This window comes from Brucella gallinifaecis (genome assembly GCF_006476605.1).
In the GTDB taxonomy this organism is placed as follows: domain Bacteria; phylum Pseudomonadota; class Alphaproteobacteria; order Rhizobiales; family Rhizobiaceae; genus Brucella; species Brucella gallinifaecis.
This window is the reverse complement of sequence record NZ_ML636801.1, coordinates 261,784-287,445: the sequence shown is the minus strand read 5'-3', so window position 1 is coordinate 287,445 and position 25,662 is coordinate 261,784. Positions and strand designations below refer to the sequence as shown.

Here is a 25,662-nt window from a genome sequence, read left to right as displayed (position 1 = left end):
CAGCCAATCAGCCCATAAGTTTTGCTATATGCCCTCATTTTCTTTGAAATAAGGACATTTGTGGGGTTCCGCTTTCGCTCATCATTGCCTATAAGGCCCACTTAGCCCACAGAATACACTTCTGCCAACCCGCCGGAAAACCGTGCGGGCTTTTCTGGCAGGCTAAAACCACAGAATAGGACGCCCCCATGCCGAAACGTACAGATATCAAATCGATCCTGATCATCGGCGCAGGGCCCATTGTCATTGGTCAGGCTTGCGAATTTGACTATTCCGGCACGCAAGCCTGTAAAGCGCTGAAAGAGGAAGGCTACCGCATCATCCTCGTCAATTCCAATCCGGCGACCATCATGACTGACCCGGACCTGGCAGATGCAACCTATATCGAACCAATCACCCCGGAAGTGGTTGCCAAGATCATCGCCAAGGAACGCCCGGACGCATTGCTGCCGACCATGGGTGGCCAGACCGCACTCAACACTGCATTGTCGCTCCGCCGCATGGGAGTTTTGGAGCGCTATAATGTTGAGATGATCGGTGCGAATGCGCAAGCTATCGACAAGGCGGAAGATCGTGCGCTCTTTCGCGAAGCCATGGAAAAAATCGGCCTTGATACGCCGAACTCCATGCTCGCCAACGCGACTGAGATCAAGGACGAAGACCGCAAGCACCACGAAGCCAGACGCGCGGAAGTGAAATCGCAATATTCCGGCGATGATCTGGATAAGGCGCTCGACAAGCTGGAAACCGAATGGCAGCTCGGCGAAGTCGAGCGCAAGCAACGCTATATGAGCCACGCGCTTGCAAAGGCCGCTCAGGCGCTCGACGTTGTGGGTCTGCCTGCCATTATCCGCCCAAGCTTCACCCTTGGCGGCACCGGCGGCGGCATTGCCTATAATCGTCAGGAGTTCTTCGAGATCATCGAACGCGGCCTTGATGCGTCGCCAACCACCGAAGTGCTGATCGAAGAATCGGTTCTTGGCTGGAAAGAATATGAAATGGAAGTTGTCCGCGACAAGGCGGACAATTGCATCATCATTTGCTCGATCGAAAACCTCGATCCGATGGGCGTTCACACGGGCGACTCTATTACTGTGGCCCCGGCGCTGACGCTCACTGACAAAGAATACCAGATCATGCGTAACGCCTCGATTGCGGTGCTGCGCGAAATCGGCGTCGAAACCGGCGGCTCGAACGTGCAATTTGCGATCAACCCTGCCAATGGCCGGATGATCGTCATTGAAATGAACCCGCGCGTATCGCGTTCGTCTGCACTTGCTTCCAAGGCAACCGGCTTCCCGATTGCCAAGGTCGCAGCCAAGCTTGCTGTCGGCTACACGCTGGATGAGCTGGATAATGACATCACCGGTGGCGCAACACCGGCCTCGTTTGAACCTTCGATCGATTATGTTGTCACGAAGATTCCGCGCTTTGCCTTTGAAAAATTCCCCGGCTCTTCGCCAATTCTGACCACAGCCATGAAATCGGTCGGTGAAGTGATGGCGATTGGCCGTACATTTCAGGAAAGCTTGCAAAAAGCGCTTCGCGGCCTTGAAACCGGCCTCACCGGTCTTGATGAAATCACCATTCCAAATATTGAGGAAGGTGATGAAAAAAATGCAATCCGTGCTGCTATTGGCACACCGACGCCAGACCGTCTGCGCATGGTTGCACAGGCAATGCGTCTCGGCCTCAGCACACAACAGATCCACGATGTATCAAAAATCGATCCGTGGTTCCTTGAGCAGATTGAAGAAATCATCAATACCGAAGCGCGTATCCGTGAACATGGCCTGCCACAGGACGCAGAAAACCTGCGTATGCTCAAAGCCATGGGCTTCTCTGACGCCCGTCTTGCAGGGCTTATCGGCAAAGACGCAGAAGATATTGCAAATCTGCGTGGCGAACTTGATGTCCACCCGGTCTATAAGCGCATCGATACCTGTGCTGCCGAATTTGCTTCACCAACCGCCTATATGTATTCGACCTATGAAACACCTTTTGTCGGTCAGCCACGTTCAGAAGCAGAAGTGTCGGATCGCAAAAAGGTTGTCATTCTGGGCGGCGGTCCAAACCGCATTGGTCAGGGTATTGAGTTCGATTATTGCTGCTGCCATGCGGCTTTCGCACTCAATGACGCCGATTATGAAGCCATCATGATCAACTGCAACCCGGAAACGGTTTCCACCGATTATGATACATCGGATCGTCTTTACTTCGAGCCGCTGACAGAAGAAGACGTGCTGGAAATCCTGCGTGTCGAAAAAGAAAAAGGCACACTCCATGGTGTAATCGTGCAGTTTGGTGGCCAGACACCACTCAAGCTTGCAAACGCTTTGGAAAAAGCCGGCATTCCAATTCTCGGCACATCGCCGGATGCAATCGACCTTGCAGAAGATCGTGATCGTTTCCAGAAGCTGCTGATCAAGCTTGGCCTCAACCAGCCAAAGAACGGCATTGCCTATTCGGTTGAACAGGCCCGCCTGATCGTTGCCGATCTTGGCTTCCCGCTGGTAGTGCGTCCTTCCTATGTTCTGGGTGGTCGCGCCATGCAGATCATTCATGACGAACGTGGATTGCAGACCTATCTTCTTGATACCGTTCCTGAACTGGTGCCGGAAGACATCAAGGCCAAATATCCAAACGACAAGACCGGCCAGATCAATACGCTTCTTGGCAAAAACCCGCTTCTGTTCGACACCTATCTGACACAGGCTATCGAAGTGGACGTTGACTGTCTTTGCGATGGCAAGGACAGCTTTGTTTCCGGTATCATGGAACATATTGAAGAAGCAGGCATTCACTCAGGTGACAGCGCCTGCTCGCTGCCTGTGCATACGCTTTCTTCCGAAATCGTCACCGAACTGGAACGCCAGACCGCAGCCCTTGCAAAAGCGCTGAATGTCGGCGGATTGATGAATGTGCAGTTTGCCATCAAGGATGGAGAAATCTTCATTCTTGAGGTCAACCCACGCGCTTCGCGTACGGTGCCATTTGTTGCCAAAACTATCGGCACACCGATTGCCAAGGTTGCAGCCCGTATCATGGCAGGCGAAAGCCTTGAAGAAGCACTCGGCGCTTATGGCGGCAAGCCCAAAACCCCTTCCCGCCCGCATATTGCCGTCAAGGAAGCCGTCTTCCCCTTTGCACGTTTCCCAGGTGTTGATACACTTCTCGGACCGGAAATGCGCTCAACCGGTGAAGTCATGGGCCTCGACTATGATTACGCTCTCGCTTTTGCCAAGGCACAGCTTGGTGCAGGCGTAGAACTTCCGCGCGAAGGCACGGTTTTTGTGTCCGTTCGCGACGAAGACAAGGAACGGGTCCTTGGTCCGGTACGCAAACTGGCAAGCATCGGTTTCAAGGTCATGGCAACCGGCGGCACGCAGCAATTCCTTGCAGCCCATGGTGTGGAAGCAGTCAAGATCAATAAGGTCATCGAAGGTCGTCCGCATGTTGAGGATGCGATTCGCAATCGCCAGATTCATCTGGTCTTCAACACAACCGACAGTGCGAGTGCTGTTTCCGACAGCAAGTCGATCCGCCGTGCAACCTTGATGCAGAAATTGCCATATTACACCACCATGGCAGGGGCAGAAGCAGCCGCAGAAGCAATTGCAGCCCTTAAAGCCGGTTCGATGGAAGTACGTCCATTGCAGGATTATTTCCACGCATAAGCGGAAATTGCAGGAACTGAAAAAGCCGCAGATGACAATCTGCGGCTTTTTCTTTTCGCACTAAATTCGGGATTTTTCAGCTCTGATGCGGCAGACGCAACGGATCAGCATGCACATCCATCTCAATTTGAAGCTGGCGGGTAAACAGCTCATTATGGCCAATGCCCTTGCCAATATGGATAACGGCCGTGTTTTTTAATGGCCCCGTCAGAATAGCATAGGCACGCTTGCGCGCATCTTCATCCATTCCATCAAGCGCACCATCAATCACCACCCAGCTTGGATTTTGCAAAACAAGCCGTGCGAAAGCAAGGCTCTGCTTTTCATCCGCCGTCAGTGTTCTGTCCCAGCGCAAAACACGATCAATCTGGGGTTCCAGCCGCTCCAGACCGGCAAACTTAAGAACTTCAAGCACCTGTGTTTTTGAAAAATCGACAGCATTAAGCGGATAGACAACCGCATCATGAAGACTGCCCGGCGGTATATAGGGTGCATGGGGGATGAAGGCGATACGATCCCCCGCTGGCAGGCCAATCCGCCCGCTTCCCCATGGCCATAATCCAGCCAAAGCCCGAAACAGCAGGCTGCGGTCTTGCTCGGTTGCCCCGCTTACAATCAGACGTTCACCGGGTTGAATGACGACATCTTTTTCCATCAGATTGAGACAGCCATCAGGCGCTGCGATTGAAAGATTATCAATTGTCAGCTTTTCACCCTGATTGATTTCGACACTGATCTGACGATCCAGATGCCCGATCTCATCCATACGCAGAATGGCCTGACGAAAACTTGCAACCCGCAGCAATGTTGCACGCCAGTCAGCAATGGCGCCAAAATTATCGACAAACCAGCGAAGTGAATTATGCACCTGTGTAAAAGCACCGACTGCCATCATCAGTCCGCCAAATGTCAACCCGCCCGAAAAATAGACCGGTGCTGCAACGAGGATTGGCGCAACAATGGTAAACCAGCCATAACCTGCTGTAACCCATGTGAGATTTGTTGTAGCAATGACAATACGCTTGATCGCCGCCAGCACCGCATCAAGATCACGATCCAGTCTGCGGCGCTCATCGGCTTCACCCCGCGCAAGCGTCACGGCATCAATATGCTCATTCACACGCATCAGCGAAAAGCGAAAATCTGCCTCACGCGCATAGCGATTGGCATTGTAATTAACAAGACTGCGTCCCACAAACCAGGAAAGCAGCGATGCAGAACCGGCATAAATCACCGCCGCCCACACCATGTAACCGGGGATTGAAAAACTATAGCCCCCGACATGAAATACAAAGCCGCTTGAAAGCGACCATAAAACACCGACAAAACTCACCAGAATAACTGTCGATTGCAGCAGATTGATACCAAGATCGCTTGTCGTCTCTGCCAGATGCCGGGCATCTTCCTGCAAGCGTTGATCGGGGTTGATACCAATCTCGCCCGCTTTCGCCAGACGAAACGCCCTGCCGGGCTGTAACCACTGCCCCACCAGATCACGCGCCAGCCCATCACGCAATTTCAGTTTGAACATCTGATTGAGCCATGTCTGCGACACGTTGAGAACAAGAATTGACCCGGCAATCGCAAAGAAGATCAGCAATTGATGGAAAAAGGCGCTCAGATTTCGATCCGAAAGCGCATTATAAAACGGCACATTCCAGCGATTAATCGCCACCTGTCCCACTGCGATCAGAACGATGAGGGTAAATATGCCTGTTCCCAGTGCAATAAGCTGGTTGCGCACAGGCGACACCCAGAATGCACTTATCATCAGGCGAATCTGTGAAAAAAGACCGCTGCCGTCATGCTGATCCATGCCTTGCCGCTTTGATTGGGACACGACGACTTTCCTCACTGAACCTGCAATTTCATATGAACGATATTATTGAACAAATATAGTCTCCGAAACCAGCCGGGACCGGATATGCAGCAGAAAAAACATTACAGAAATAGGCTTTGAAAGATAGAAAAGCTTGTCTTGTGCTGGTCAAATTTGTCGCATATAGTTTGATCATCGATTTTTCGGTCAAGTGACTTTGCGACCCGCCCGGCCTGCCGTGCTTCCTGACGATCTCCTGTCCATAAATTCGATCCACAGGGACGTATGCGAAGCATGCGGACTAACGACTACTAATGTTACAAAGGAATTTCCCATGGCTACGGGAACAGTTAAGTGGTTTAACACGACCAAGGGCTTCGGCTTCATTCAGCCTGATCAGGGCGGCACGGACATTTTTGTCCATATTTCCGCTGTTCAGCGCGCGGGCCTCGCTACCCTTGATGAAGGCCAGAAGGTATCCTACGAAATCGTAGAAGACCGTCGTTCGGGCCGTTCGTCTGCCGACAACCTCGTCGCAGCATAAATTTTGCCGGATAGGCTAGGCCCGGATAGGCTGAGCTATGTCTCCCGAAAGCGGGAACCGGTTTTGGGATAAGGTATGCGATAAAATAAAAAAGGCGGGGCCACACCCCGCCTTTTTCTTTATTTAGGATAATATGACGATCCGGTTGGAAACTGTTCAATCAGTTTCATTGAATGAATATATGCGAGTCGCTGATAGAAACGACCATTTCGGCAACACATCACGTGATGTTGCCGGAATTTATTACGAAACAGCAAAGCTTTTGTTGCGATTCACGCGCCAATGCGACATAGAAAGTCCGCAAGACCGGACCATGCCCGGTGCCGGTTATCTGATCCTGCCATCTATGGAGATCTATCATGGCATTTCTCGCCGACGCCCTTTCCCGTGTAAAACCATCTGCGACTATTGCGGTCAGCCAGAAAGCACGCGAACTGAAAGCCAAGGGCAAGGACGTGATTGGTCTTGGAGCGGGTGAACCCGATTTCGACACTCCAGACAATATCAAACAGGCTGCTATCGACGCGATCAACCGCGGCGAAACCAAATATACCCCTGTTGCCGGTATTCCTGAATTGCGTCAGGCCATCGTTGCCAAGTTCAAGCGCGAAAACGGTCTCGACTACAAGCCTGAACAGGTCATTGTAGGCACCGGCGGCAAGCAAATTCTGTTTAACGCGTTCATGGCAACCCTGAACCCGGGTGATGAAGTGATCATCCCTGCTCCATACTGGGTCAGCTACCCTGAAATGGTTGCGATCAACGGCGGAACCCCGGTTTTTGTCAACACCAAGATCGAAGACAACTTCAAGCTGACTGCAAGCGATCTGGAAAAGGCGATCACCCCTAAGACCAAATGGCTGATCTTCAACTCGCCATCAAACCCGACAGGCGCAGCTTACACAGAATCCGAACTGAAGGCCCTGACCGACGTTCTTGTGCGCCATCCGCAGGTATGGATTCTTACCGACGATATGTATGAGCATCTCGTCTATGGTGATTTTGTCTTCACGACACCCGCTCAGGTCGAGCCTTCGCTTTATGAGCGCACACTCACCATGAACGGTGTGTCGAAAGCCTATGCCATGACCGGCTGGCGTATTGGTTATGCAGCAGGCCCGTTGCAGCTCATCAAGGCCATGGACATGGTGCAGGGTCAGCAGACCTCGGGTGCCTGCTCCATCGCCCAGTGGGCTGCTGTCGAAGCGCTCAATGGCACACAGGACTTCATCCCGGAAAACAAGAAAATCTTCCAGGCACGTCGTGATCTGGTCGTTTCCATGCTCAATCAGGCAACCGGCATTCATTGCCCGACGCCAGAAGGTGCATTCTATGTCTATCCGTCATGCGCCGGATTGATTGGAAAGAAAACGGAAGCTGGCAAGCTTATTGAAACCGACGAAGACTTTGTAACTGAACTGCTCGAAGCAGAAGGTGTTGCAGTCGTTCACGGTTCTGCTTTCGGCCTTGGACCAAACTTCCGCATTTCCTATGCGACTTCTGACGAACTGCTTGAAGAAGCCTGCACACGCATTCAGCGCTTCTGTGCAAGCCTGCGCTAAAATCTTCAGAGAAAAGCAATGACGAAGGGGCCGAAAGGCTCCTTTTTCGTATCTGCTTATTTTTAAAATGCTTTGCTTGAGCGTAAAGCCAAAAAAAAAGCCAGACAAATGTCTGGCTTTGAATTTTGAAGGTGCCTTTAAGGCGAACCTCCAGAGGGGAACACTTAGCGCGCGCAAATGGGAGGAGGAAACGCAACGCTAAGATGACTTCTATATGCCTTGTGATTATTGTTTTTGCAACTCAACTTTATCACAATACAGCTATGCATTTTTCGCATAGCTCGAAATCAGAAAAAATATATTAAATTTCAATATGTTATCCATTAACCACAAAATTAATTTAATAAATGCCTCCTGTTATAACAGCCCAATTGATAGGCAACAACAAGCAATGGATGCCTCGAAATTTAGCAAATCAGCGAAGCAGTCAGCCTCTACAGGCGCTGTAACCGCACTGTCATAAAACGATCACGGCACCGCATCCAATCTGTCACACAACAGGCATAGAAGCCCTCGCAAGGAGCACCGTTGCATGCATTACGCTGCAATCAGGCACCATTTCCAGGAAGGATGTCCTATGCGAATCATTCAGATTACCGATACCCATCTCAGTCCAGACAAAGACCATTTCAACAGCAACTGGGCACCACTGGTGGAATGGGTCAAAGCACAAAAGCCGGATTTGATCATCCATACCGGTGATTTGAGCATTGATGGCGCGGATATTGAAAGAGACCTCGCATTCTGCCGCGATAAAATTGCAGAACTTCCTGTCCGTGTGCTCAGCCTGCCCGGCAATCATGACATTGGCCACCTGCCCGGCAGCCATCAGCCGGTTAACATCGAGCGTTTTGCACGCTGGCGTGAATATTTCGGCGCTGACCGCTGGTCAGAAAATATTGGCCAATGGCAGATCATCGGTCTTAACAGCCTTATCATTGGTGCAAATACTGATGAAGAAGAAGAGCAGTTTCAGTGGCTTGAAACAGAACTCGGCAATAGCCAGGGCAAACCGGTCGCAATCTTTGCCCATAAACCGGTTTTTGTCGATCATCCTGATGAAGGTGACACAGGCTATTGGGGCATTCGCCCGATAGCGCGTCAAAGGCTTTTTGATCTGTTTGCCGCCCATAATGTCAAGCTGCATGCAAGCGGCCATCTGCATCGCGCCTGGTCAGGAGAAGCGAACGGCACCCGTTATATATGGGCACCGGCTGCGGCTTTCGTTGTCGGATCAATCGAGCGCGACCTGCCGGGAGAACGCATTCTGGGAGCAGCTGTTCATGATCTGGGCGACACAGCCACAAGCCAGATAGTCCATATTGAAGAACTGACACCTTATCTCATTGATGACGTTATCCATGAGGTTTATCCGCATAATGCAAACAGGGACCGCAATGAACAGGAGACTGAGCAGTCCATTGCCTGATTGCCAGAGCAAAAACATAAAGGCCGCGCTGATGTCAGTGCGGCCTTTAAATTTGATCAAAAATCAAAACGCCCAGTTTCTTGCTTTTAAGAAAAGGAAATCCCGGAACGCATGCAGCTTGGCCGAATTCTTCAAAGCTTCCGGGTAGCAGAAGAATGTATCAAAGGACGGAATTTCCTCCAGATCCGGCAGAAGCTGTACCAGACCGGATTCCTTGTCAGCCATATAGTCAGGCAAGACTGCAATACCGACACCACGCTGCACTGCACGACGGATAGAAAGCAAATTATTGACCTGCAAAACGGGAACACGCGTACTGCCATCTGTGCGCCCCGCAATTTCCAGCCAGTTCAGTCCCGTCAGATAGCTTGGCGCAGGCTCACCAAATGTCACCACACGATGCTGATCGATTTCCTCGACCGAATCCAGCTTCCCATGTTTGGAGACATAGCCTGCCGATGCATAGAGATGCATATGTACAGTAAACAGCCGGCGCTGAATCAAATCCGGTTGCTGGGGCTGGCGCAGGCGGATAGCACAATCCGCATGACGCATGGTCAGATCCAGCTCTTCATTATCAAGAATAAGCTGCAACTGAATATCAGGATACAGGTCAACGAACTCCTGAATACGTTCGATCAGCCAGCCAGAACCAAGACCAACCGTCGTGGTGACACGCAGACGACCTGTTGGCTTCTCTTTGCTTTCTGCAAGCTTGGAGCGAACATTTTCAAGCTTCATCAGCACGTCATGCGCCGTACGGTAAAGCGTTTCGCCCTGCTCCGTCAGAATAAGCCCACGCGCATGGCGATGGAACAACGGAACACCGACATCCTGCTCAAGTGCACTGACCTGGCGCGAAATAGCTGACTGCGACAGATGCAATGTTTGCGCAGCATGGGTAAAAGACCCCGCTTCCGCAGCAGCATGGAATATGCGCAGTTTATCCCAGTCAAGCGGTGCGACCACCTTTTTCCCCTCTCGTTACTCCGCAGCTTCGTGCAGCGGTTCCTGTGCAGCCAACCAGCGCTCTGCTTCCAGAGCCGCCATACAACCCATACCGGCAGCCGTTACAGCCTGCCGGTAAATATCATCCGTCACATCGCCCGCAGCAAAAATACCCGGAACATCCGTGGCCGTTGAATCAGGCGCCGTCCAAAGATAACCATTTGGCTTCTGTTTAAGTTTACCTTCAAACAAGGAAACGGCTGGAGCATGGCCAATGGCAATAAAAACGCCGTGAGCATCATGAATATGTGTCTCACCTGTAACAATATTCTTGAGACGCACACCTGTCACGGTCGCCCCCATTGGCGGCTTGGCTTGAGTACCGACAATCTCGTCAATCACACTGTTCCAGACAACATGGACATTTTCGCGCGACAAAAGACGGTCCTGCATGATCTTTTCAGCGCGGAAACCTTCACGGCGATGCACAACAGTCACGCTCTTTGCGATATGCGAGAGATAAAGCGCTTCTTCGACAGCCGTGTTACCACCGCCAACCACCACCACATCCTTGCCGCGATAGAAAAATCCGTCACAGGTCGCACAGGCTGAAACGCCACCACCCATAAAGGTCTGTTCGCTTTCAAGACCCAGCCACTTGGCCTGTGCCCCGGTCGCAATAATCAGTGCATCACAGGTGAAAACCGTACCGGAATCGCTCATCAACCGAAATGGGCGTGACGTGGTATCGACTTCAGTAATAATATCATACAGGATTTCGGCACCGACATTCTGTGCCTGCGTAGCCATCTGCTCCATCATCCATGGACCCTGCACTGGATCGGCATATCCCGGATAATTTTCAACATCAGTGGTGATCATCAACTGCCCGCCTTGCTGCAAACCTGTAATGATGATCGGTTTAAGCATCGCACGCGCTGCGTATATTGCGGCGGTATAACCCGCCGGACCTGAGCCGATAATGATAACGGGCGCGTGACGCTGTGACATAAGGAAGTTCTCCGCTCGAAAATCGTTTCAGGCTATTTGGGCATGCAAGCCAGCGCACATGCGCAGCTTGGCCAATATCCTGATATTGCTTACCAAGGTAGGCTGCTCACCCTGCCATTGCAAGACAAGACCACCATCAGAAATACGTTCTCCAAGCCTTATAGTGCCATTGCGAAAAGCCAATAAGCCACAGGCGCATTGCAGCCGGCAAATTCCCGCGTTAAACACACAAAGCAAGAAGCAGCTTTCAAAAACTCTGGAGCCGACAGCCATCTATAAGACAGTTGCCAATATATGTGCGCGCTTCGGCCTTGTCATGGCTGTTGCAATGCTGCTGCCTGCGGCCATCGATCTGCGCGACGGCAGCGATGACTGGCTGATCTTTGTGCGTTCAGCTGCTGCAACAAGCGCACTTTCAGCCCTCATTCTGCTTGCCACACAAAACCAGAATACGCGCTTCACACCGCGTCTTGGTTTTCTGTTAACGGCATGCCTGTGGCTGACAGCAAGCTTTCTTGGGTCAATCCCGCTCTATTTTTCGCATCTGCCAATCAGCTATGCGACCGCTTTCTTTGAAGCCATGTCGGGCGTGACATCAACAGGGGCGACCGCCCTTACCGGCCTTGACGATATGCAGCGCGGCATTTTGCTCTGGCGCTCACTTCTATGCTGGATCGGCGGCGTGGGCTTTATTGGTTTGGCGCTTTTGATGCTGCCATCGCTGCGTGCAGGTGGTCTGGCGCTCTTTCATATGGAAAACTCCGATAAATCGGAAAAAATCCTGCCCCGGATGAACCAGATTGCGCTTGGCATCATCACCGCTTATCTCAGCCTGACAGCAGCCTGCATGATCGCCTATTTTGCTGTCGGCATGAGCATATTCGATGCGGTCAATCATGGTCTGGCAACGGTCGCAACCGCAGGCTTTTCGACCCATGACAATTCCTTCGCCTATTATGAAAATAATCAGATGCTGCTGGTCGTTTCGACCATCTTCATGGCGCTCTCCGCCTTACCTTTTGTGCTTTACATCAAGGCCTTCATGCCACGGCGCTTGGAATCTCTGGCCGACCCACAGGTAAAATTGTTTTTCACCCTCATTATCGGCTTCAGCTTCATTCTTGCAGTCGTCTTGCGCCTTGGCACGCATATCCCCTTTGGCGAAGCGCTGATTGCAGCGTCATTCCATTTTGTTTCAGTCATCACCACCACAGGCTTTACCACTGAAGACTATTCATTATGGGGACCACCAGCCATCGGCATTTTCTTCCTTGCAAGCTTTCTTGGCGGATGCGCAGGCTCGACATCAGGCGGCATCAAAATGAACCGGCTGATCATTTTGTGGAACCTGACACGCGCTAATCTCGCCCGCCTTGTCATGCCCCATGCCGTCATAAAAATCCGGTACGGCTCTTCGGAAGTCTCTGGAGAGATCGCGCAAAACGTATTGCTCTATCTGTTTCTTTATATTGCATCGCTCATTATCGGCGCGGTTCTGCTGGCATCTCTTGGCCTGGATTTCGTATCCGCCTTCACCGGCGCCCTGACCGCACTGTCCAATGTCGGGCCGGGCTTTGGTGACATTATCGGCCCTGTTGGCAATTTTTCGACCATCCATGATCCCGCACTTTGGGTACTCTCATTTCTCATGCTGGTTGGCCGTCTTGAGCTGATCACCATCTTTATTCTGTTCACACGTACTTTCTGGATGCGCTAACCACACTTTAGACGGTTTACATCCTGTCATTTCTTTTGGTATGAGCAAGATAACATTGCGCCATAACGGTGCTAAGTGTTTTATAATTACAACTGACTGAAATTTCGTTGCGCGGAGTTTTATATGCCTATCAAGGCTGATCTGGATGACATCGATTGGAAAATCCTTCGGGAGCTCCAGAATGACGGGCGCATCACCAATGTCGAACTCGCTGAGCGGGTCGGAATTTCGGCCCCTCCCTGCTTGCGCCGTGTGCGTAAATTAGAGGAAAGCGGCGTCATCCGCGGCTATCGCGCCATTCTTAATGGCAATGCGCTTGGTCAGGATCTGGTAGCCTTCTGTTCCGTTGGCCTGCACCGTCAGGCAGATGCCGATCTGAAGGCTTTTGCCGAAAAGACAAAGCAGTGGCCACTGGTACGCCGCGCATGGATGGTATCGGGCGAATCCGATTTCCTGCTTCACTGCGTTGCCCGTGATCTCAACACGTTCCAGAGCTTCGTTATCGAAGAGCTGACTGCGGCTCCCAATGTGGATTCGGTCCGTACAGCATTGACCATTCGTCCGGTTAAGGACGAACCACTGATGATTCTCTAGAGCGCATTCCGAAAAGTGTGAAACGGTTTTCGGACAAAGATGCGCTCTAAAACATTTCCCGCAAACTGCGAAGCGGTCTAATCAATTACTTGGCGCTGAAGACCCGCTCGTAAACTGCACTGATTGCAGCAGCTTCCTTTTCGAGCGGGAAAGCTGACTGCACATAAGTAAGCGCATTTTCACCATGGCGCTCAGCCATGGCCGGATTGGCAAGATATGGCTCGATTGCATCGCGCAGTGCCTTACCATCACCTGCGGCAACAAAACTGCCCGTGCCTTCTGCGATCATTTCGGCATAGGCACCGGCATCACTTGCAACGACCGCAGTTCTGGACGCCATGGCTTCAAGCGGCGTCAATCCAAAACCTTCATTGCGTGATGGTGCGACATACAACGTCAAACGCCGGTACCAGATGCGTATATCCGGCACTTCGCCAAGAATATGAATACGATCCTGTAAACCTGCTTGCGCGATCCGCGCCTTGAGGTCATCTTCAAAGGCCTGATGTTCAGCAGTTGTGCGCCCGGTAATGATTGCCGTCCAGTCCGGGTATTTTGGCAAAAGCGCAATCATCGCATCGACAAACAGATCAGTCCCCTTGGAATGACGCACCCGGCCAAAGCAGCCAATAGCATATTTACCCGGCAAGCCGGAGGCGCTGAACATATCATCAGCACCCACCGGCGGATGAAAGCGTTCAAGATCAACACCATGCATAATCACGTCATGCGGAACTTCGAGAAAGCTTCCCGAGCGACCACTGGTTGCAATCACCGCATTCATGCGGCGGATCAGCCATTTGGTAAATGGCTTGTGGTGGCGTTGCGCAGCCGAGGTAAATACCAGCCGCAATTTCATGCGCAAAACATCGCGCATGAAAATCCCGGACAGCATCTCGATATTGCGTCGCGCATGCCAGATACGAAAACGTCGCTGCGCAGGTTTTTTCCAAAAGGAGAAAAGCGCCGACCAACCAAGATGTGGCAGATTGTCAGGCAGGCCCGGCCCCATTGTCGCAATGCCCAGCCCCTTTGCACGCTGCAAGGGGATAAGCTGCACAATGGTCGAGGTCACACCCGAAAGGCGGCGCTTGAAATTGGGCGCAACAACCTCAACCTGATCAACGGGAACCGTTACTTCAGACATCAAACAAACTTGAAACCGAGAATCTCATAAGAGCGCGAACCACCGGGCGCATTCACCTCAATCGTATCGCCTTCGCCCTTGCCGATCAGCGCACGCGCAATGGGTGAGGAAATCGAAATGCGGCCTTCCTTCACATTGGCTTCCTGATCGCCAACGATCTGATAGGTTTTTTCTTCTTCAGTATCTTCATCAACCAGCGTGACAGTGGCACCAAACTTGATTTTGTCGCCAGAGAGCTTGGTAACGTCAATGACTTCCGCACGGCCAACAAGATCTTCAAGCTCGTTGATTCGGCCTTCATTCAGGCTCTGCGCTTCTTTCGCTGCATGATATTCAGCATTTTCCGAAAGATCGCCATGTGCACGGGCTTCTGCAATTGCCTCAATAATCCGAGGGCGCTCAACTTGCTGACGCATACGCAGTTCTTCCTTGAGGTTTTCAAAACCGCCAGGAGTCATCGGGAACTTTTCCATACCCAGTCCAGTCCTTTCCATCGCCCGGACGGTATAATCACCCGCCGGTACACAAAAAGAAAACGGTCCCCGAAGCGGATGCCTCGGTACCGTTCAAAGAGATGTTGGTAAAACTATAGCATTTTCAAAGATCATTTCACGAACAAAAATTTCAGCCTGTTAATAGTGCTTAAAAAATAAGCCCTATTTTGCAGAAACAGGCCAGCTTGCAGGCCATTTTTCAGGGCCGCCAGCATAATTGCCGTCGCAATCGCCTTTCGAGCGTTCTTCAATCAAAACAAAGCGGACTTTGCCTTCACCATCATCAGTCGCTTTCCAGACATCATAACTGCCGCAATCCCCCAATCCTCTCGCCTTGAAAAAGGCTGTCAGCATCTTTGTGGATTGCGTCCAGTCAATATTCCACGCTTCATCCACCGTGCTCGGACCATCATCAGAAATCGTTGGCAAAGGAATTGGCACAACCTTGTCATCAGACTGGCTGTAGAAAACATAAGACTGATTATAGGCCCCCGGAGAACCGCATGGCATTGCAATAAGATTAAGCCCGTCAGCGATTTTTGCGTTAAAACCGCCACCTGTCGCAAATGAATTGCCGCTATTCGTGCCGCAAACACCGTTTTCATCGCTGAAATCGGGCCGGATCTGCGCTGGCAACTGATCAATTTTCGTAATCAGCGAAACATCAGGTGCTGATGGCGCAGGCTTTTTACCTTTGGCCTGTAAAGCCGCAACCGTACCGTTACGTGCCTGCTGTTCGTCAACATAGATCAACCCGCCAACAAAGCCTGAAAGCGAATATTCATAAGTCTTGTTATTGAGTTGCAGCGTCAGCTTCTGGCCAGATTTCATCGCATCGATCAGCTTTGCCACATCTGATGCATTGGCATAATCGAACTGGTCATTGTGCATTTTCAATGCCGAAAGGTCGGCAGAAACAACCGGCTTGCCATCAACAGAAATGCTCAGTTTTCCCGATACAGGCTTTGGATCAAAACCGGAAAAGCGCAAATGCGGCAACGCACCGGCATCACTGCTGCGATAGAGGCTGAATGTCGGCGCAGACTGATTATTGCTTTTCAGCGTGAGTGTACAATTGGATGCATAATCGCACAGAACCCAGCTATCACGAATCTCTTTGAAAGCAGCCGAAGCTGAACCAATGCCGCCTAAAATCGCCACAATCGATGCGAGAGCAAACCTTGCCTTATGATTATAGAGACGAGAGAACATGATACCTCTTTCCCGTTAAATGATAATTGTGCCGGTTGCACCCATATATCCGCTTATAGCATATCTATGCAGGTAGAAGGAGCCCAATAGCCTTCCTGTATATTATCTCACCCGAGTTAAGACGCATTAGTGCCAACGCATGTATTTTAAAAATACTTGCCGCAACAACAGCTTGTTCAGCTTCTGAAAATCAGTGCGGCCCCGCCAGCAATCAGCGCAAAGCCCAGCACATGATTCCATGTAAAAGCTTCCTTGAGATAAAAAACCGAGAACAGGCTGAAGATCACCAATGTGATAACTTCCTGCATGGTCTTGAGTTGTGCTGCCGAATAGACCTCATGACCGATGCGATTGGCAGGCACCGCCATGCAATATTCAATCAGCGCTATGGCCCAGCTGATGAAGATAACTGTCACCAGCGGCGTATTGGGAAATTTAAAATGCCCGTACCAGGCAAAGGTCATAAAAACATTGGAGCCGATGAGCAGCAGGATCGGCAGGACGCTTGGCGACATAAGTGCTGACATGAGAATATCTTTGGGGACCGGAAAATATTATGAACGGCTTGGCCCGAAACCGCTCAAAAGCACTACCAAAAAGCAATAGGGATTTCACCGATCTTGTTATATCCACCCCAAAATAGACACAGACTCTTCATTTATGCTTATGAGCTGATAAGAAGAAAACCAAGTTCCAAACGAAAGGCATGGACATGAATTTTGCACTGTCCAATCGCTTTCACACCTCCGCGATAGTTTCAACCCTTGCGCTTGTCACACTTGCTGCGGGTTGTTCGGGCAATCGCCCGCCTCGCCCGCAAGCGAATGTCAGCAACAATGTTGTTATCTCAGCATCTATTCCTGCCGTGCCTGCTGACACGCCACAAGAACCACGCGTCATCGGACTGGCGGAAGAAATCGAAAATCACGCCAATGAAATGTCAAGGGTTTCCGGGAAATGAAAAAAGATACCCGGCCCCGGATATAATCGGGGCGAGTTGTCCTTATTCGGCAGGAACTGGTGTCGGCAGCCCACTCTTATTCAGCGCAACCATGACAAATTCGCCATGCGTGACCAGATCCATTTCATCGGCAAGATAACGCTGCGCCCATGCTTCAACACGCAGCGTAATGGATGTGCGGCCAACCTTGGTAATTTCAGTATAAACACACAGGACATCGCCAATCTTGACCGGCTTGGCGAAAGACATTTCGCGCACCGCAGCCGTCACGACACGCCCCTTGGCACGTTCTGAAGCGCGAATAGCACTCGCAATATCCATCTGCGCCATAACCCAGCCACCAAAAATATCTCCGGCTGCGTTGGTATCGTTAGGCATTGCCTGCGTACGCACAGTCAACATGCCATTGGGCGCATTCAAGTCATTCATCGGTATTTCCTTCAATCATCAAAAAAGAGTCAGCCAGATTATGTGGCAAGCCTTCCTCAAGGGAAAGTGCGTCATCATCACCCCAGCTATGCAAATTGAGGACCATTACAATTAAAAGAGTAAATTTTTAACTATTAAGCATAACAATAACAATACAAAGATTTTCAAGTAAATATGTGTATTATCATTCATATATACAACAGTTTTAATTTTAACGTGGAGCAAATAATGAGACTTATTTTAAAATCATCTATTGCTGCATTAGCATTTCTTTTTGCAACAGGTGCAGAAGCCTCCAGCGGCCTCGCAACTGCCAATATAAATCTTCGTACAGGTCCGGGCACTCAATATCCGTCCATAGGCCGTATTCCAAACGGTGTTGTGATTGGGGTCGCAGGCTGCACAAACGGTTATGGCTGGTGCCGCGTCAATTATTCCGGCCTCGATGGCTGGGCATCCTCCCGTTACATTGCGGTCCAGACAGGTCGTGGCGGCTACACCACGAATGATAATTTTGGATCGACTGCTGCTGCCATTGGCATACCGCTGATTGCCGGACTGGCAATCGGCTCTGCTATCAACAATAATGGATGGAATGATGGTCCGGGCTGGGGACCGCGTCCCTACCGTGGAGGTTGGGGCCGCCCAGGTTGGGGACGTCCGGGCTGGGGTCGTCCAGGCTGGGGTCCGGGTCCATTTCGTCCGGGTCCGAACTGGCGAGGCCCAGGCCACTGGGGACCACCGCGTCCGCATTGGGGAGACCGGCCCGGCTGGCGCGATCACCCTGGCTATCATCCGAATTTCTTCGGCCCGGGCAATCGCTGGCGCCCCCGGTAAAGCCAGCTCCTGACACCCTGATGTCAGGAGTCATGGAAAATATACAAGGAGCGCCCGGATTAAATCCGGTGCGCTCTTTTCATTTCTGTTGTGAAATTACATATTAGCAGCATGGCTTCCTCAAAAGACAAATATACTCAGGATTCGCATGACGAAACGCGCGGCTTTGGCGAAATGCCACAGCGCGATTTGTCAGGCACACCATTTTCAAGCTCGATCTCTGATTGGGCCAAAGACATTGGCGAAGAGGCCGACAAGCCTCAGCCAAAAGCCAAAACAGCAAAAGCACCCAAAAAAGCAGCGAAAAGCAACGCGGATTCCTCACGCAGTGCCCGTGGCACTTCCATTGGTGGTGCAGCTTCGGCCAAAGAACGTGCAGCCGCCGGACTTAATCCGGTTTCCGGTCTGGACATCAGTCTTGAAGAAGCTACAGAACTGAACCCGACGGGCGCCACAGCGACCGTCAAGGCGCTGTCAGATCTGATTGAATCCGGCAATCCATTATTCAAGAATGGCGAATTATGGACACCGCATCGCCCTGCCCGGCCACCAAAATCGGAAGGCGGCATTGCAATCCAGATGGAATCGAGTTTCGAGCCGTCCGGTGATCAGCCAACTGCCATTCGCGATCTGGTCAGTGGCCTTGCAGATCAGGAGCGCACGCAGGTTCTGCTCGGCGTCACCGGCTCCGGCAAGACCTTCACCATGGCCAAGGTCATTCAGGAAACGCAGCGTCCCGCACTTATTCTGGCGCCAAACAAGACATTGGCTGCACAGCTTTACGGAGAGTTCAAAAACTTCTTTCCGAACAATGCCGTTGAATATTTCGTTTCCTATTATGATTACTATCAGCCGGAAGCCTATGTCGCACGCTCAGACACATATATTGAAAAAGAATCAACGGTAAACGAGCAGATCGACCGGATGCGCCACGCGGCAACGCGTGCGCTGATCGAACGCGATGACGTTATCATCGTGGCCTCTGTTTCATGCATTTACGGTATTGGTTCGGTCGAAACCTATACCGCCATGACATTCGAGATGAAGATCGGCGACCGGCTTGACCAGCGCCAGCTTCTCGCTGACCTTGTGGCACAACAATATAAGCGGCAGGATATCAACTTCGTGCGCGGCTCGTTTCGTGTGCGTGGCGATACAATTGAAATCTTCCCGGCCCACTTGGAAGATCGCGCATGGCGCATATCGCTGTTTGGCGACGAGATTGAATCCATCGCCGAATTTGATCCTTTGACCGCCCAGAAAACCGGCGACCTGCAATCGGTCAAGATTTACGCGAATTCGCACTATGTGACACCGCGTCCGACGCTTAATCAGGCAATCAAGTCGATTCAGGAAGAATTACAACACCGTCTTGCAGAACTGACCCGCGCAGGCCGACTGCTGGAAGCACAACGGCTTGAACAACGCACCAATTTCGACCTTGAAATGTTAGAAGCAACCGGTGTTTGCAACGGCATCGAAAACTATTCGCGCTATCTGACCGGACGGCAACCCGGTGAACCACCACCAACCCTGTTTGAATATATCCCGGACAATGCACTGGTATTTCTCGACGAAAGCCACGTCACGGTACCGCAGATTGGCGGCATGTATCGCGGCGACTTTCGGCGCAAAGCGACCCTTGCCGAATATGGCTTCCGCCTGCCCTCCTGCATGGATAACCGCCCATTGCGCTTTGAGGAATGGGACGCCATGCGCCCCCAGACCATTGCTGTTTCAGCAACGCCCGGCAAATGGGAAATGGAAGAGGCTGGCGGCGTATTTGCCGAGCAGGTCATCCGTCCGACGGGCCTGATCGATCCGCCGGTTGAAGTGCGTCCTGCCAAAAATCAGGTTGATGATGTGCTGGGCGAAATCCGCGAGACTTCACGCAAGGGCTATCGCACGCTTTGCACGGTGCTGACCAAGCGCATGGCAGAGGACCTGACAGAATATCTGCACGAACAGGGTATTCGCGTGCGTTACATGCATTCGGACATCGACACGCTCGAACGCATCGAAATCATCCGCGACTTGCGACTTGGCGCGTTCGACGTGCTGGTGGGGATCAACCTGCTGCGCGAGGGGCTGGACATTCCAGAATGCGGTTTCGTCGCCATTCTCGATGCCGACAAGGAAGGTTTCCTGCGTTCGGAAACCTCGCTCGTGCAGACAATTGGCCGTGCGGCACGTAACGTTGACGGCAAAGTCATTCTTTATGCCGATAATATTACGGGCTCGATGCAACGCGCAATGGATGAAACCAGCCGTCGCCGTGAAAAACAGGAAGCCTATAACCGCGAACATGGCATTACGCCTGCATCAGTGAAGAAGAATATTTCCGATATTCTCAATTCTGTTTACGAGCAGGATCACGTCCGCGCTGATATTTCCGGTTTTGCTGAAGAAGGGTCGATGATGGGCAATAATCTTGCCGCCCATCTCGAACATCTGGAAAAGCAGATGCGCGAGGCTGCCGCCGATCTCGACTTTGAGAAGGCTGCGCGACTGCGTGATGAAGTCAAGCGACTGCGTGAAATGGAACTGGCGATTGCCGATGATCCGATGGCGCGTGAGGTAGAGCTTGAAAGCCCTGTAACAGGTCGTACAAAAGGCCGCCATAATGCGGGACGCAAAGCACACCGCACAGTCGATGATGCACCGAAAAAGTCGCTCTTTGCCAAGCCTTCGCTCGACAATATGGGTCCGGGCACAGATATGGCCAAACCACTGTTTCGCAAGAACACGCTGGATGAAATGACCGTCAAACGGACAGAAAAACCGGCCGGTGCTGACGATGCTCTCCTTCGGCGCGAACGTTCTGGCATTGGCTCCTATGAAGATCCGGCTGAAACCGCCCGCAAGAAGCGTCGCCCCGGCAAGACTGGCCGACCGGGGCGATAATTCAGAAGCGTTCAGAGCGCCGATCTGATTGGATCAGATCGGCGCTCTGCATATTTGTTTTAACGCGCATTTTTTGCGAAAACCGTTTCACACTTTTCGGGACACGCTCTCGTGCTTACCGGCACTGACCGTTATTCGTGATACGGTAGCCTGCGCGTTCGGCTTCACAACGGTTCGGAAATGTTTGTTTAGCATTCCCTCTGCGTGCACAGACCGGCATATATTCGCGGGTGCACGCCGCAGCTCCCGGGCCTGGACGTCCGGGCCTGTGCCCCTGATGCGGTGGTCGGCCTGGACGTTCGCCACCCCAGCCTGAACCCGGACCCGTAATCGGTCTTGAACGACACTGCCCGTTTCCAACGATCCGGTAGCCATCAGCACGGGCTTGGCAGGCATTGCCAAATGTCTTGCGCGATGACCCGCGCTCACCACAAACCGGTGCATAGATCATTGGACACATTTGCGGCTGTGATGAACCAGGTCGTACCGGAGGCCGATAATCCGGCCCGCCTTCGGCAACACAACCTGTCAGAAACAAGGCCCCCGCTATCAGACCCATGCATCTCACCCTGTTTAAAAACATGGCTTTTTTCCTCTCCTGTCCAAAATATTTCCAGTTCGGATCAAACCCTGAGAATGTCCTGTCTCTCTCTTTTTCCCGCATTCTCAAGTCCGCTTCATACGTCTTATGGCAGAGCCTAATTGCTAAAATGGCGCAGCATTACGTCAAAACAAGAACATATCAACGTATAACCTATATCCATGTTCAAAACCCGTATCGACAAGTCAGAAACTTGCTTTACTCTCTTATCCCACTATCGGGGGAAAAATGGCGGGAAAAGCTGCATGAAGCATTTGCGTCTGGCTATGGTGACGATTGGCATTTTCCAGCTCTTTGACTGCTCAGAAAACATGGGGGCAGCATTTGCTGCGAATGAAGCCAAAATCCATGGCCCGGCGATGCCTCCTGAAAAAGCAGAGCCTACAGTGGCGCGTATCTGCGAATTGATCGAGACCAGCGCCGAAGCAAAATCTATTCCGAAGGACTTCTTTGCCCGGCTGATCTGGAAAGAAAGCCGGTTTGATCACCGTGCCGTCAGTCCTGTCGGTGCACAGGGCATTGCACAATTCATGCCCTATACCGCCAAAGAGCGTGGGCTGGCTGATCCATTTGACATCGAACAGGCAATCCCTGCCTCAGCGGATTTTTTGCATGAACTCAAAGACGCTTTTGGAAACTGGGGGCTGGCGGCAGCGGCCTATAATGCCGGCCCGGGCCGTGTTTCCAACTGGATGCGCTCAGGTGGATTTCTGCCATTGGAAACAGAAGATTATGTGCTGGATCTAACCGGCGCACCAGCGGACAATTTTGCTTCAGGTAACGAAATTATCAATCGCCCGCTTGATGCCAAGCTGAGCTTTGCAGAAGCGTGTCAGCAGCTGCCCATTATCCGCACCGCAACAATTCCCATGTCACGGGTCAAACCTAAACCATGGGGAATACAGGTCGCCGGCAATTTCCGGCGCAGTGTCGCTGTCAACCAATGGAACAGGCTGCGCAAGCAATTTCCTTCCGTGCTTGCCCGGCATAATCCAGTTATCAGCCGCATGCGCACACCAATCGCACGACGCGGCATCTATGCGGTCCGCATCGGCGCCAACACGCGCAATGAAGCGGATAATATCTGCAATAAATTACGTTCCGCTGGTGGAGCATGCATAGTTTTACGAAATAAATAAGCATATCTGCATACTATACCATAGTATTATGAGATATATTTTCATTAGTTTGTTTTGTTTTGATATTAAATTAGCTTTATTCAGGTAATTTTTGTAAAAAATTACAACGATACCGGTACAAAGATGACCAATCTCGTATTGGATGAAAAATTTGCTTGCCAAACAACGCATCTTAGATCAGTCTTCACTTGTCCGGGCAATTTGAGTACAACGGAAGACTGGAAGAACGGCGTGCCGGAACCGCTAGAAGTTCCGGGTTGGAGCATAGTCTCCGGCAATGATCGGTTCCTTTCCTATGTCGATAACTGCCTGCATGACCCTCTGCCGGGTGTGTGGTGCGTTCGGCAGAAGTTATAATTCCACTGTCTTTCATTAAGCAGTGGCGCCAAGGAAAAGGAACGGATCCCATGGCACAGACCGGACAGGTCAAATTCTTCAACTCCGAAAAAGGTTTCGGATTCATCAAACCTGATGATGGCGGTGCAGACATCTTTGTACATATTTCTGCTGTACAGGCTTCTGGTTTGGCAGGCCTCGCCGACAATCAGAAAGTTTCTTATGAAACAGAACCTGATCGCCGCGGCAAAGGTCCAAAGGCCGTAAACATCTCGGTCACTGAGTAAAATCAATATCTTACCGGTAAAGAATTTGATCCCCGGCCCAAGCCGGGGGTTTTGTTTTCTGACTTATAATGTTCTTGAAACTTTTCATGAGCATAAAATTTTTCCAAACTGTCATTTAGGCCTGAACAAAGCGCAAAATATTGCCGGCGCTGATTGTAATTGACCGGATTACCGGACTTTTCACACCCGCCACCATTGTTCAGCCTCCATTCATGTCCAAACTGTTAACTTGTTATTCATGATTGAAGCAGTGTGCCAATCCGGCCCTGCTGATTTAAGAAATTGCAGTTGTGCTTCTAAAGGAGCAGATAATGAATAAACTACTCAAAACAGCTATTCTGGCAGTGGCCTCAATAGCAGCAATCTCGGCACCGCTCGCAGCGGCTCAAGCTGACTCGTGGAACCGTGGCGGCTGGGAACGCAGAGGTTGGGACAATGGTGGCTGGAACCGGGGTGGCTGGAATCGGGGCGGATGGAATCGCCCCTATTATCGTCACCACCGTAATCGTGGTGGAGATGCTCTCGCTGCGGGCGTTATTGGCCTTGCAGCAGGTGCGCTCATCGGCAGCGCCCTGAGCCAGCAACAGCCAACCTATGTCCAGCCGGCACCAGTCTATGCGCCGCCACCGCCACCTGTATATTATCCGGCTCCGCCTGCCCGCAGCGCCGCATATCGCGTTGGTTATGAACCATGGAGCCGTGGCTGGTATCAATATTGTTCCAACCGTTATCGCTCATTCAATCCCAGCACCGGGACCTATCGGGGCTATGATGGCCGGGATCATTTTTGCTCGGCGAACTAACCTATATCACACATAAAAAAGCCGCCTCAACAAGCGGCTTTTTTCATAGCAAATCAATCAAATCACACATATCCAAGATCGTTCAGGAAAGGATTATTGCGGCGCTCCTCTCCAAAACGGCTGCCTGTACCATGGCCACACAGGAAACCGATATCGTCTCCCAGTGGCAGAAGCTTTTCCTTGATTGAACGGATGAGCGCATCATGATCGCCGCCCGGCAGATCGGTCCGGCCAATCGAGCCATGAAACAGGACATCGCCAACAATCGCAAAACGGGCTTCAGGACTATAAAACACCACATGTCCCGGCGCATGGCCCGGACAATGAAAAACCTCGAACCTGTGGCCAGCAACAGTAACGCTATCGCCCTCTTCCAGCCAACGATCCGGCGTGACATTGCGCACGCCTTCGCTCAGCCCATATTTCAGGCCGGTTGCAACCAGATTATCAAGCAGAAACTGATCAGCCTTATGCGGACCAATAATCTCAACATCCAGAGCATCCTTTAAATCTGCCGCCGCACCCGCATGATCAATATGCCCGTGGGTGATCCAGATTGCTTCCACCTCGACACCCTGCGATGCGATGGCTTCCCTGATACGATCAATATCGCCACCCGGATCAATCACCACACCCTTTTTGGCCTCACCATCAAACAGGATTGTGCAATTCTGCTGAAACGGTGTCACCGGAACGATGATTGCCTGCAATTGTCCCATAGAAAACTCCATTCAGACAGTATGATTGAAATGACCAATCCATCGGATAATGCGATGCAGCAAGCTTGCAAAGCCCCTGCATAATAAACGGGCGGCACTGGCCGCCCGTTTCCCCTCTCGCAAAACCTCAACAGGTTGCAATTCCAGCAACCGTACCATTTGCCTAAGCTTTGTTTGCAAGCGAGTTTTTAATCAGGCCGACGATTGCCGTAAGAACGAGACCGCCAACACCGCCACCTGCCACCTGGCCGATGACGCCATTAAGAACAGAGTCCAGCCCGCCACCAGACAGTATCGGCAGAAGCTGGCCAAGAATGACACCACCAATACCACCGGCAACCGTATTACCAGCAGTACCGAGGCTCAGGTTTTTGACGGCACCAGCAATGTTGCCACCAACTGCACCCGAAACAAGCTGAAGAATGATAGGTAGTAGAGATTCCATAATTGTCACCCTGATCTGAGTTAAAATCGAAATAACGGAATTCCGAC

22 protein-coding genes and 2 pseudogenes are annotated in these 25,662 nt (G+C 51.5%); 13 read left to right on the top strand and 11 right to left on the bottom strand.

Annotated features, from left to right (window positions below):
* Positions 1–188 precede the first annotated feature (188 nt).
* Complete coding sequence (carB, locus tag FHY56_RS03530) at positions 189–3,677, top strand: carbamoyl-phosphate synthase large subunit (protein WP_140903791.1); 3,489 nt, start codon at positions 189–191, stop codon at positions 3,675–3,677.
* Positions 3,678–3,753: 76 nt separating this feature from the next.
* On the opposite strand, the gene FHY56_RS03525 is transcribed toward carB, so the two are convergent.
* A complete protein-coding gene (locus tag FHY56_RS03525) occupies positions 3,754–5,493 on the bottom strand; it encodes an ABC transporter ATP-binding protein/permease (RefSeq protein WP_140903997.1) in 1,740 nt (579 codons plus the stop codon).
* 337 nt (positions 5,494–5,830) lie between these two features.
* Here FHY56_RS03525 and FHY56_RS03520 point away from each other — a divergent pair, with 337 nt between their 5' ends.
* From FHY56_RS03520 to FHY56_RS03505, 3 genes are all read left to right on the top strand, one after another.
* Entirely contained in the window at positions 5,831–6,040 is a 210-nt protein-coding gene (locus FHY56_RS03520) for a cold-shock protein (RefSeq protein ID WP_140903790.1), read from the top strand.
* Between the two features lie 359 nt (positions 6,041–6,399).
* Positions 6,400–7,602, top strand: a complete 1,203-nt coding sequence (locus FHY56_RS03515) for a pyridoxal phosphate-dependent aminotransferase (protein WP_140903789.1) — start codon at positions 6,400–6,402, stop codon at positions 7,600–7,602.
* Between the two features lie 577 nt (positions 7,603–8,179).
* The gene (locus FHY56_RS03505; RefSeq protein WP_140903788.1) at positions 8,180–9,031 is read left to right on the top strand and encodes a metallophosphoesterase family protein; all 852 of its coding nucleotides are present in this window, start codon (positions 8,180–8,182) and stop codon (positions 9,029–9,031) included.
* Between the two features lie 63 nt (positions 9,032–9,094).
* Here the strand turns inward: FHY56_RS03505 and FHY56_RS03500 are convergent, their stop codons facing one another.
* Positions 9,095–10,000 carry a LysR family transcriptional regulator gene (locus FHY56_RS03500; RefSeq protein WP_140903787.1) on the bottom strand — a complete coding sequence of 302 codons (906 nt, stop codon included), beginning with the start codon at positions 9,998–10,000 and terminating at the stop codon, positions 9,095–9,097.
* Between the two features lie 15 nt (positions 10,001–10,015).
* Positions 10,016–10,990 carry a thioredoxin-disulfide reductase gene (gene trxB, locus FHY56_RS03495; protein WP_140903786.1) on the bottom strand — a complete coding sequence of 325 codons (975 nt, stop codon included), beginning with the start codon at positions 10,988–10,990 and terminating at the stop codon, positions 10,016–10,018.
* A gap of 316 nt (positions 10,991–11,306) precedes the next feature.
* On the opposite strand from trxB, the gene FHY56_RS03490 reads away from it, so the two are divergent.
* Both FHY56_RS03490 and FHY56_RS03485 read left to right on the top strand, forming a co-directional pair.
* Complete coding sequence (locus FHY56_RS03490) at positions 11,307–12,707, top strand: TrkH family potassium uptake protein (protein ID WP_140903785.1); 1,401 nt, start codon at positions 11,307–11,309, stop codon at positions 12,705–12,707.
* A 123-nt stretch (positions 12,708–12,830) separates the two neighbouring features.
* The gene (locus FHY56_RS03485) at positions 12,831–13,301 is read left to right on the top strand and encodes an Lrp/AsnC family transcriptional regulator (RefSeq protein ID WP_140903784.1); all 471 of its coding nucleotides are present in this window, start codon (positions 12,831–12,833) and stop codon (positions 13,299–13,301) included.
* An 85-nt stretch (positions 13,302–13,386) separates the two neighbouring features.
* On the opposite strand, the gene FHY56_RS03480 is transcribed toward FHY56_RS03485, so the two are convergent.
* From FHY56_RS03480 to FHY56_RS03465, 4 genes are all read right to left on the bottom strand, one after another.
* Positions 13,387–14,448, bottom strand: a complete 1,062-nt coding sequence (locus FHY56_RS03480; RefSeq protein ID WP_140903783.1) for a glycosyltransferase family 4 protein — start codon at positions 14,446–14,448, stop codon at positions 13,387–13,389.
* Positions 14,448–14,921: a transcription elongation factor GreA gene (greA, locus tag FHY56_RS03475; protein ID WP_140903782.1), complete on the bottom strand. Its 474-nt coding sequence runs from the start codon at positions 14,919–14,921 to the stop codon at positions 14,448–14,450. Before greA ends, FHY56_RS03480 begins: the two co-directional genes overlap by 1 nt.
* A gap of 183 nt (positions 14,922–15,104) precedes the next feature.
* Complete coding sequence (locus FHY56_RS03470; protein ID WP_140903781.1) at positions 15,105–16,154, bottom strand: DUF1176 domain-containing protein; 1,050 nt, start codon at positions 16,152–16,154, stop codon at positions 15,105–15,107.
* A 176-nt stretch (positions 16,155–16,330) separates the two neighbouring features.
* The gene (locus FHY56_RS03465; RefSeq protein WP_140903780.1) at positions 16,331–16,681 is read right to left on the bottom strand and encodes a DMT family protein; all 351 of its coding nucleotides are present in this window, start codon (positions 16,679–16,681) and stop codon (positions 16,331–16,333) included.
* Positions 16,682–16,866: 185 nt separating this feature from the next.
* On the opposite strand from FHY56_RS03465, the gene FHY56_RS03460 reads away from it, so the two are divergent.
* Entirely contained in the window at positions 16,867–17,115 is a 249-nt protein-coding gene (locus FHY56_RS03460) for a hypothetical protein (RefSeq protein WP_140903779.1), read from the top strand.
* A gap of 42 nt (positions 17,116–17,157) precedes the next feature.
* On the opposite strand, the gene FHY56_RS03455 is transcribed toward FHY56_RS03460, so the two are convergent.
* Positions 17,158–17,544 (bottom strand): acyl-CoA thioesterase, encoded by a 387-nt coding sequence (locus tag FHY56_RS03455; RefSeq protein ID WP_140903778.1) that lies wholly within the window; start codon positions 17,542–17,544, stop codon positions 17,158–17,160.
* A 228-nt stretch (positions 17,545–17,772) separates the two neighbouring features.
* On the opposite strand from FHY56_RS03455, the gene FHY56_RS03450 reads away from it, so the two are divergent.
* Complete coding sequence (locus FHY56_RS03450; protein WP_140903777.1) at positions 17,773–18,381, top strand: SH3 domain-containing protein; 609 nt, start codon at positions 17,773–17,775, stop codon at positions 18,379–18,381.
* A 111-nt stretch (positions 18,382–18,492) separates the two neighbouring features.
* Positions 18,493–21,285, top strand: a complete 2,793-nt coding sequence (gene uvrB / locus FHY56_RS03445; protein WP_140903776.1) for an excinuclease ABC subunit UvrB — start codon at positions 18,493–18,495, stop codon at positions 21,283–21,285.
* A 115-nt stretch (positions 21,286–21,400) separates the two neighbouring features.
* Here uvrB and FHY56_RS03440 read toward each other — a convergent pair whose 3' ends face one another.
* On the bottom strand, positions 21,401–21,844 hold the full coding sequence (locus FHY56_RS03440) for a Kazal-type serine protease inhibitor domain-containing protein (RefSeq protein WP_235889411.1): 444 nt from the start codon (positions 21,842–21,844) through the stop codon (positions 21,401–21,403).
* A gap of 353 nt (positions 21,845–22,197) precedes the next feature.
* Here FHY56_RS03440 and FHY56_RS03435 point away from each other — a divergent pair, with 353 nt between their 5' ends.
* The 4 genes and pseudogenes from FHY56_RS03435 to FHY56_RS18335 all read left to right on the top strand — a co-directional run.
* The gene (locus FHY56_RS03435; RefSeq protein ID WP_376890259.1) at positions 22,198–23,025 is read left to right on the top strand and encodes a transglycosylase SLT domain-containing protein; all 828 of its coding nucleotides are present in this window, start codon (positions 22,198–22,200) and stop codon (positions 23,023–23,025) included.
* 407 nt (positions 23,026–23,432) lie between these two features.
* Entirely contained in the window at positions 23,433–23,648 is a 216-nt protein-coding gene (locus FHY56_RS03430) for a cold-shock protein (protein WP_140903996.1), read from the top strand.
* 311 nt (positions 23,649–23,959) lie between these two features.
* Positions 23,960–24,068: pseudogene (locus FHY56_RS18340) on the top strand (BA14K family protein); the annotation flags it as partial.
* 92 nt (positions 24,069–24,160) lie between these two features.
* Positions 24,161–24,451 (top strand): annotated as a pseudogene (locus FHY56_RS18335) (BA14K family protein); the annotation flags it as partial.
* 62 nt (positions 24,452–24,513) lie between these two features.
* Here the strand turns inward: FHY56_RS18335 and FHY56_RS03420 are convergent.
* Both FHY56_RS03420 and FHY56_RS03415 read right to left on the bottom strand, forming a co-directional pair.
* Positions 24,514–25,170 carry an MBL fold metallo-hydrolase gene (locus tag FHY56_RS03420; RefSeq protein ID WP_140903773.1) on the bottom strand — a complete coding sequence of 219 codons (657 nt, stop codon included), beginning with the start codon at positions 25,168–25,170 and terminating at the stop codon, positions 24,514–24,516.
* A gap of 163 nt (positions 25,171–25,333) precedes the next feature.
* On the bottom strand, positions 25,334–25,615 hold the full coding sequence (locus tag FHY56_RS03415; protein WP_140903772.1) for a hypothetical protein: 282 nt from the start codon (positions 25,613–25,615) through the stop codon (positions 25,334–25,336).
* Positions 25,616–25,662 lie beyond the last annotated feature (47 nt).

Coding starts and splice junctions, on each gene's coding strand:
- FHY56_RS03440 (WP_235889411.1), bottom strand. CDS start 21,844: ATGGGTCTGATAGCGGGGGCCTTGTTTCTGACAGGTTGTGTTGCCGAA.
- FHY56_RS03525 (WP_140903997.1), bottom strand. CDS start 5,493: ATGGATCAGCATGACGGCAGCGGTCTTTTTTCACAGATTCGCCTGATG.
- greA (WP_140903782.1), bottom strand. CDS start 14,921: ATGGAAAAGTTCCCGATGACTCCTGGCGGTTTTGAAAACCTCAAGGAA.
- FHY56_RS03460 (WP_140903779.1), top strand. CDS start 16,867: ATGAATTTTGCACTGTCCAATCGCTTTCACACCTCCGCGATAGTTTCA.
- FHY56_RS03435 (WP_376890259.1), top strand. CDS start 22,198: ATGGGGGCAGCATTTGCTGCGAATGAAGCCAAAATCCATGGCCCGGCG.
- carB (WP_140903791.1), top strand. CDS start 189: ATGCCGAAACGTACAGATATCAAATCGATCCTGATCATCGGCGCAGGG.
- FHY56_RS03465 (WP_140903780.1), bottom strand. CDS start 16,681: ATGTCAGCACTTATGTCGCCAAGCGTCCTGCCGATCCTGCTGCTCATC.
- FHY56_RS03470 (WP_140903781.1), bottom strand. CDS start 16,154: ATGTTCTCTCGTCTCTATAATCATAAGGCAAGGTTTGCTCTCGCATCG.
- FHY56_RS03490 (WP_140903785.1), top strand. CDS start 11,307: ATGGCTGTTGCAATGCTGCTGCCTGCGGCCATCGATCTGCGCGACGGC.
- FHY56_RS03420 (WP_140903773.1), bottom strand. CDS start 25,170: ATGGGACAATTGCAGGCAATCATCGTTCCGGTGACACCGTTTCAGCAG.
- FHY56_RS03515 (WP_140903789.1), top strand. CDS start 6,400: ATGGCATTTCTCGCCGACGCCCTTTCCCGTGTAAAACCATCTGCGACT.
- FHY56_RS03480 (WP_140903783.1), bottom strand. CDS start 14,448: ATGTCTGAAGTAACGGTTCCCGTTGATCAGGTTGAGGTTGTTGCGCCC.
- FHY56_RS03520 (WP_140903790.1), top strand. CDS start 5,831: ATGGCTACGGGAACAGTTAAGTGGTTTAACACGACCAAGGGCTTCGGC.
- trxB (WP_140903786.1), bottom strand. CDS start 10,990: ATGTCACAGCGTCACGCGCCCGTTATCATTATCGGCTCAGGTCCGGCG.
- FHY56_RS03415 (WP_140903772.1), bottom strand. CDS start 25,615: ATGGAATCTCTACTACCTATCATTCTTCAGCTTGTTTCGGGTGCAGTT.
- FHY56_RS03485 (WP_140903784.1), top strand. CDS start 12,831: ATGCCTATCAAGGCTGATCTGGATGACATCGATTGGAAAATCCTTCGG.
- uvrB (WP_140903776.1), top strand. CDS start 18,493: ATGGCTTCCTCAAAAGACAAATATACTCAGGATTCGCATGACGAAACG.
- FHY56_RS03455 (WP_140903778.1), bottom strand. CDS start 17,544: ATGAATGACTTGAATGCGCCCAATGGCATGTTGACTGTGCGTACGCAG.
- FHY56_RS03450 (WP_140903777.1), top strand. CDS start 17,773: ATGAGACTTATTTTAAAATCATCTATTGCTGCATTAGCATTTCTTTTT.
- FHY56_RS03505 (WP_140903788.1), top strand. CDS start 8,180: ATGCGAATCATTCAGATTACCGATACCCATCTCAGTCCAGACAAAGAC.
- FHY56_RS03430 (WP_140903996.1), top strand. CDS start 23,433: ATGGCACAGACCGGACAGGTCAAATTCTTCAACTCCGAAAAAGGTTTC.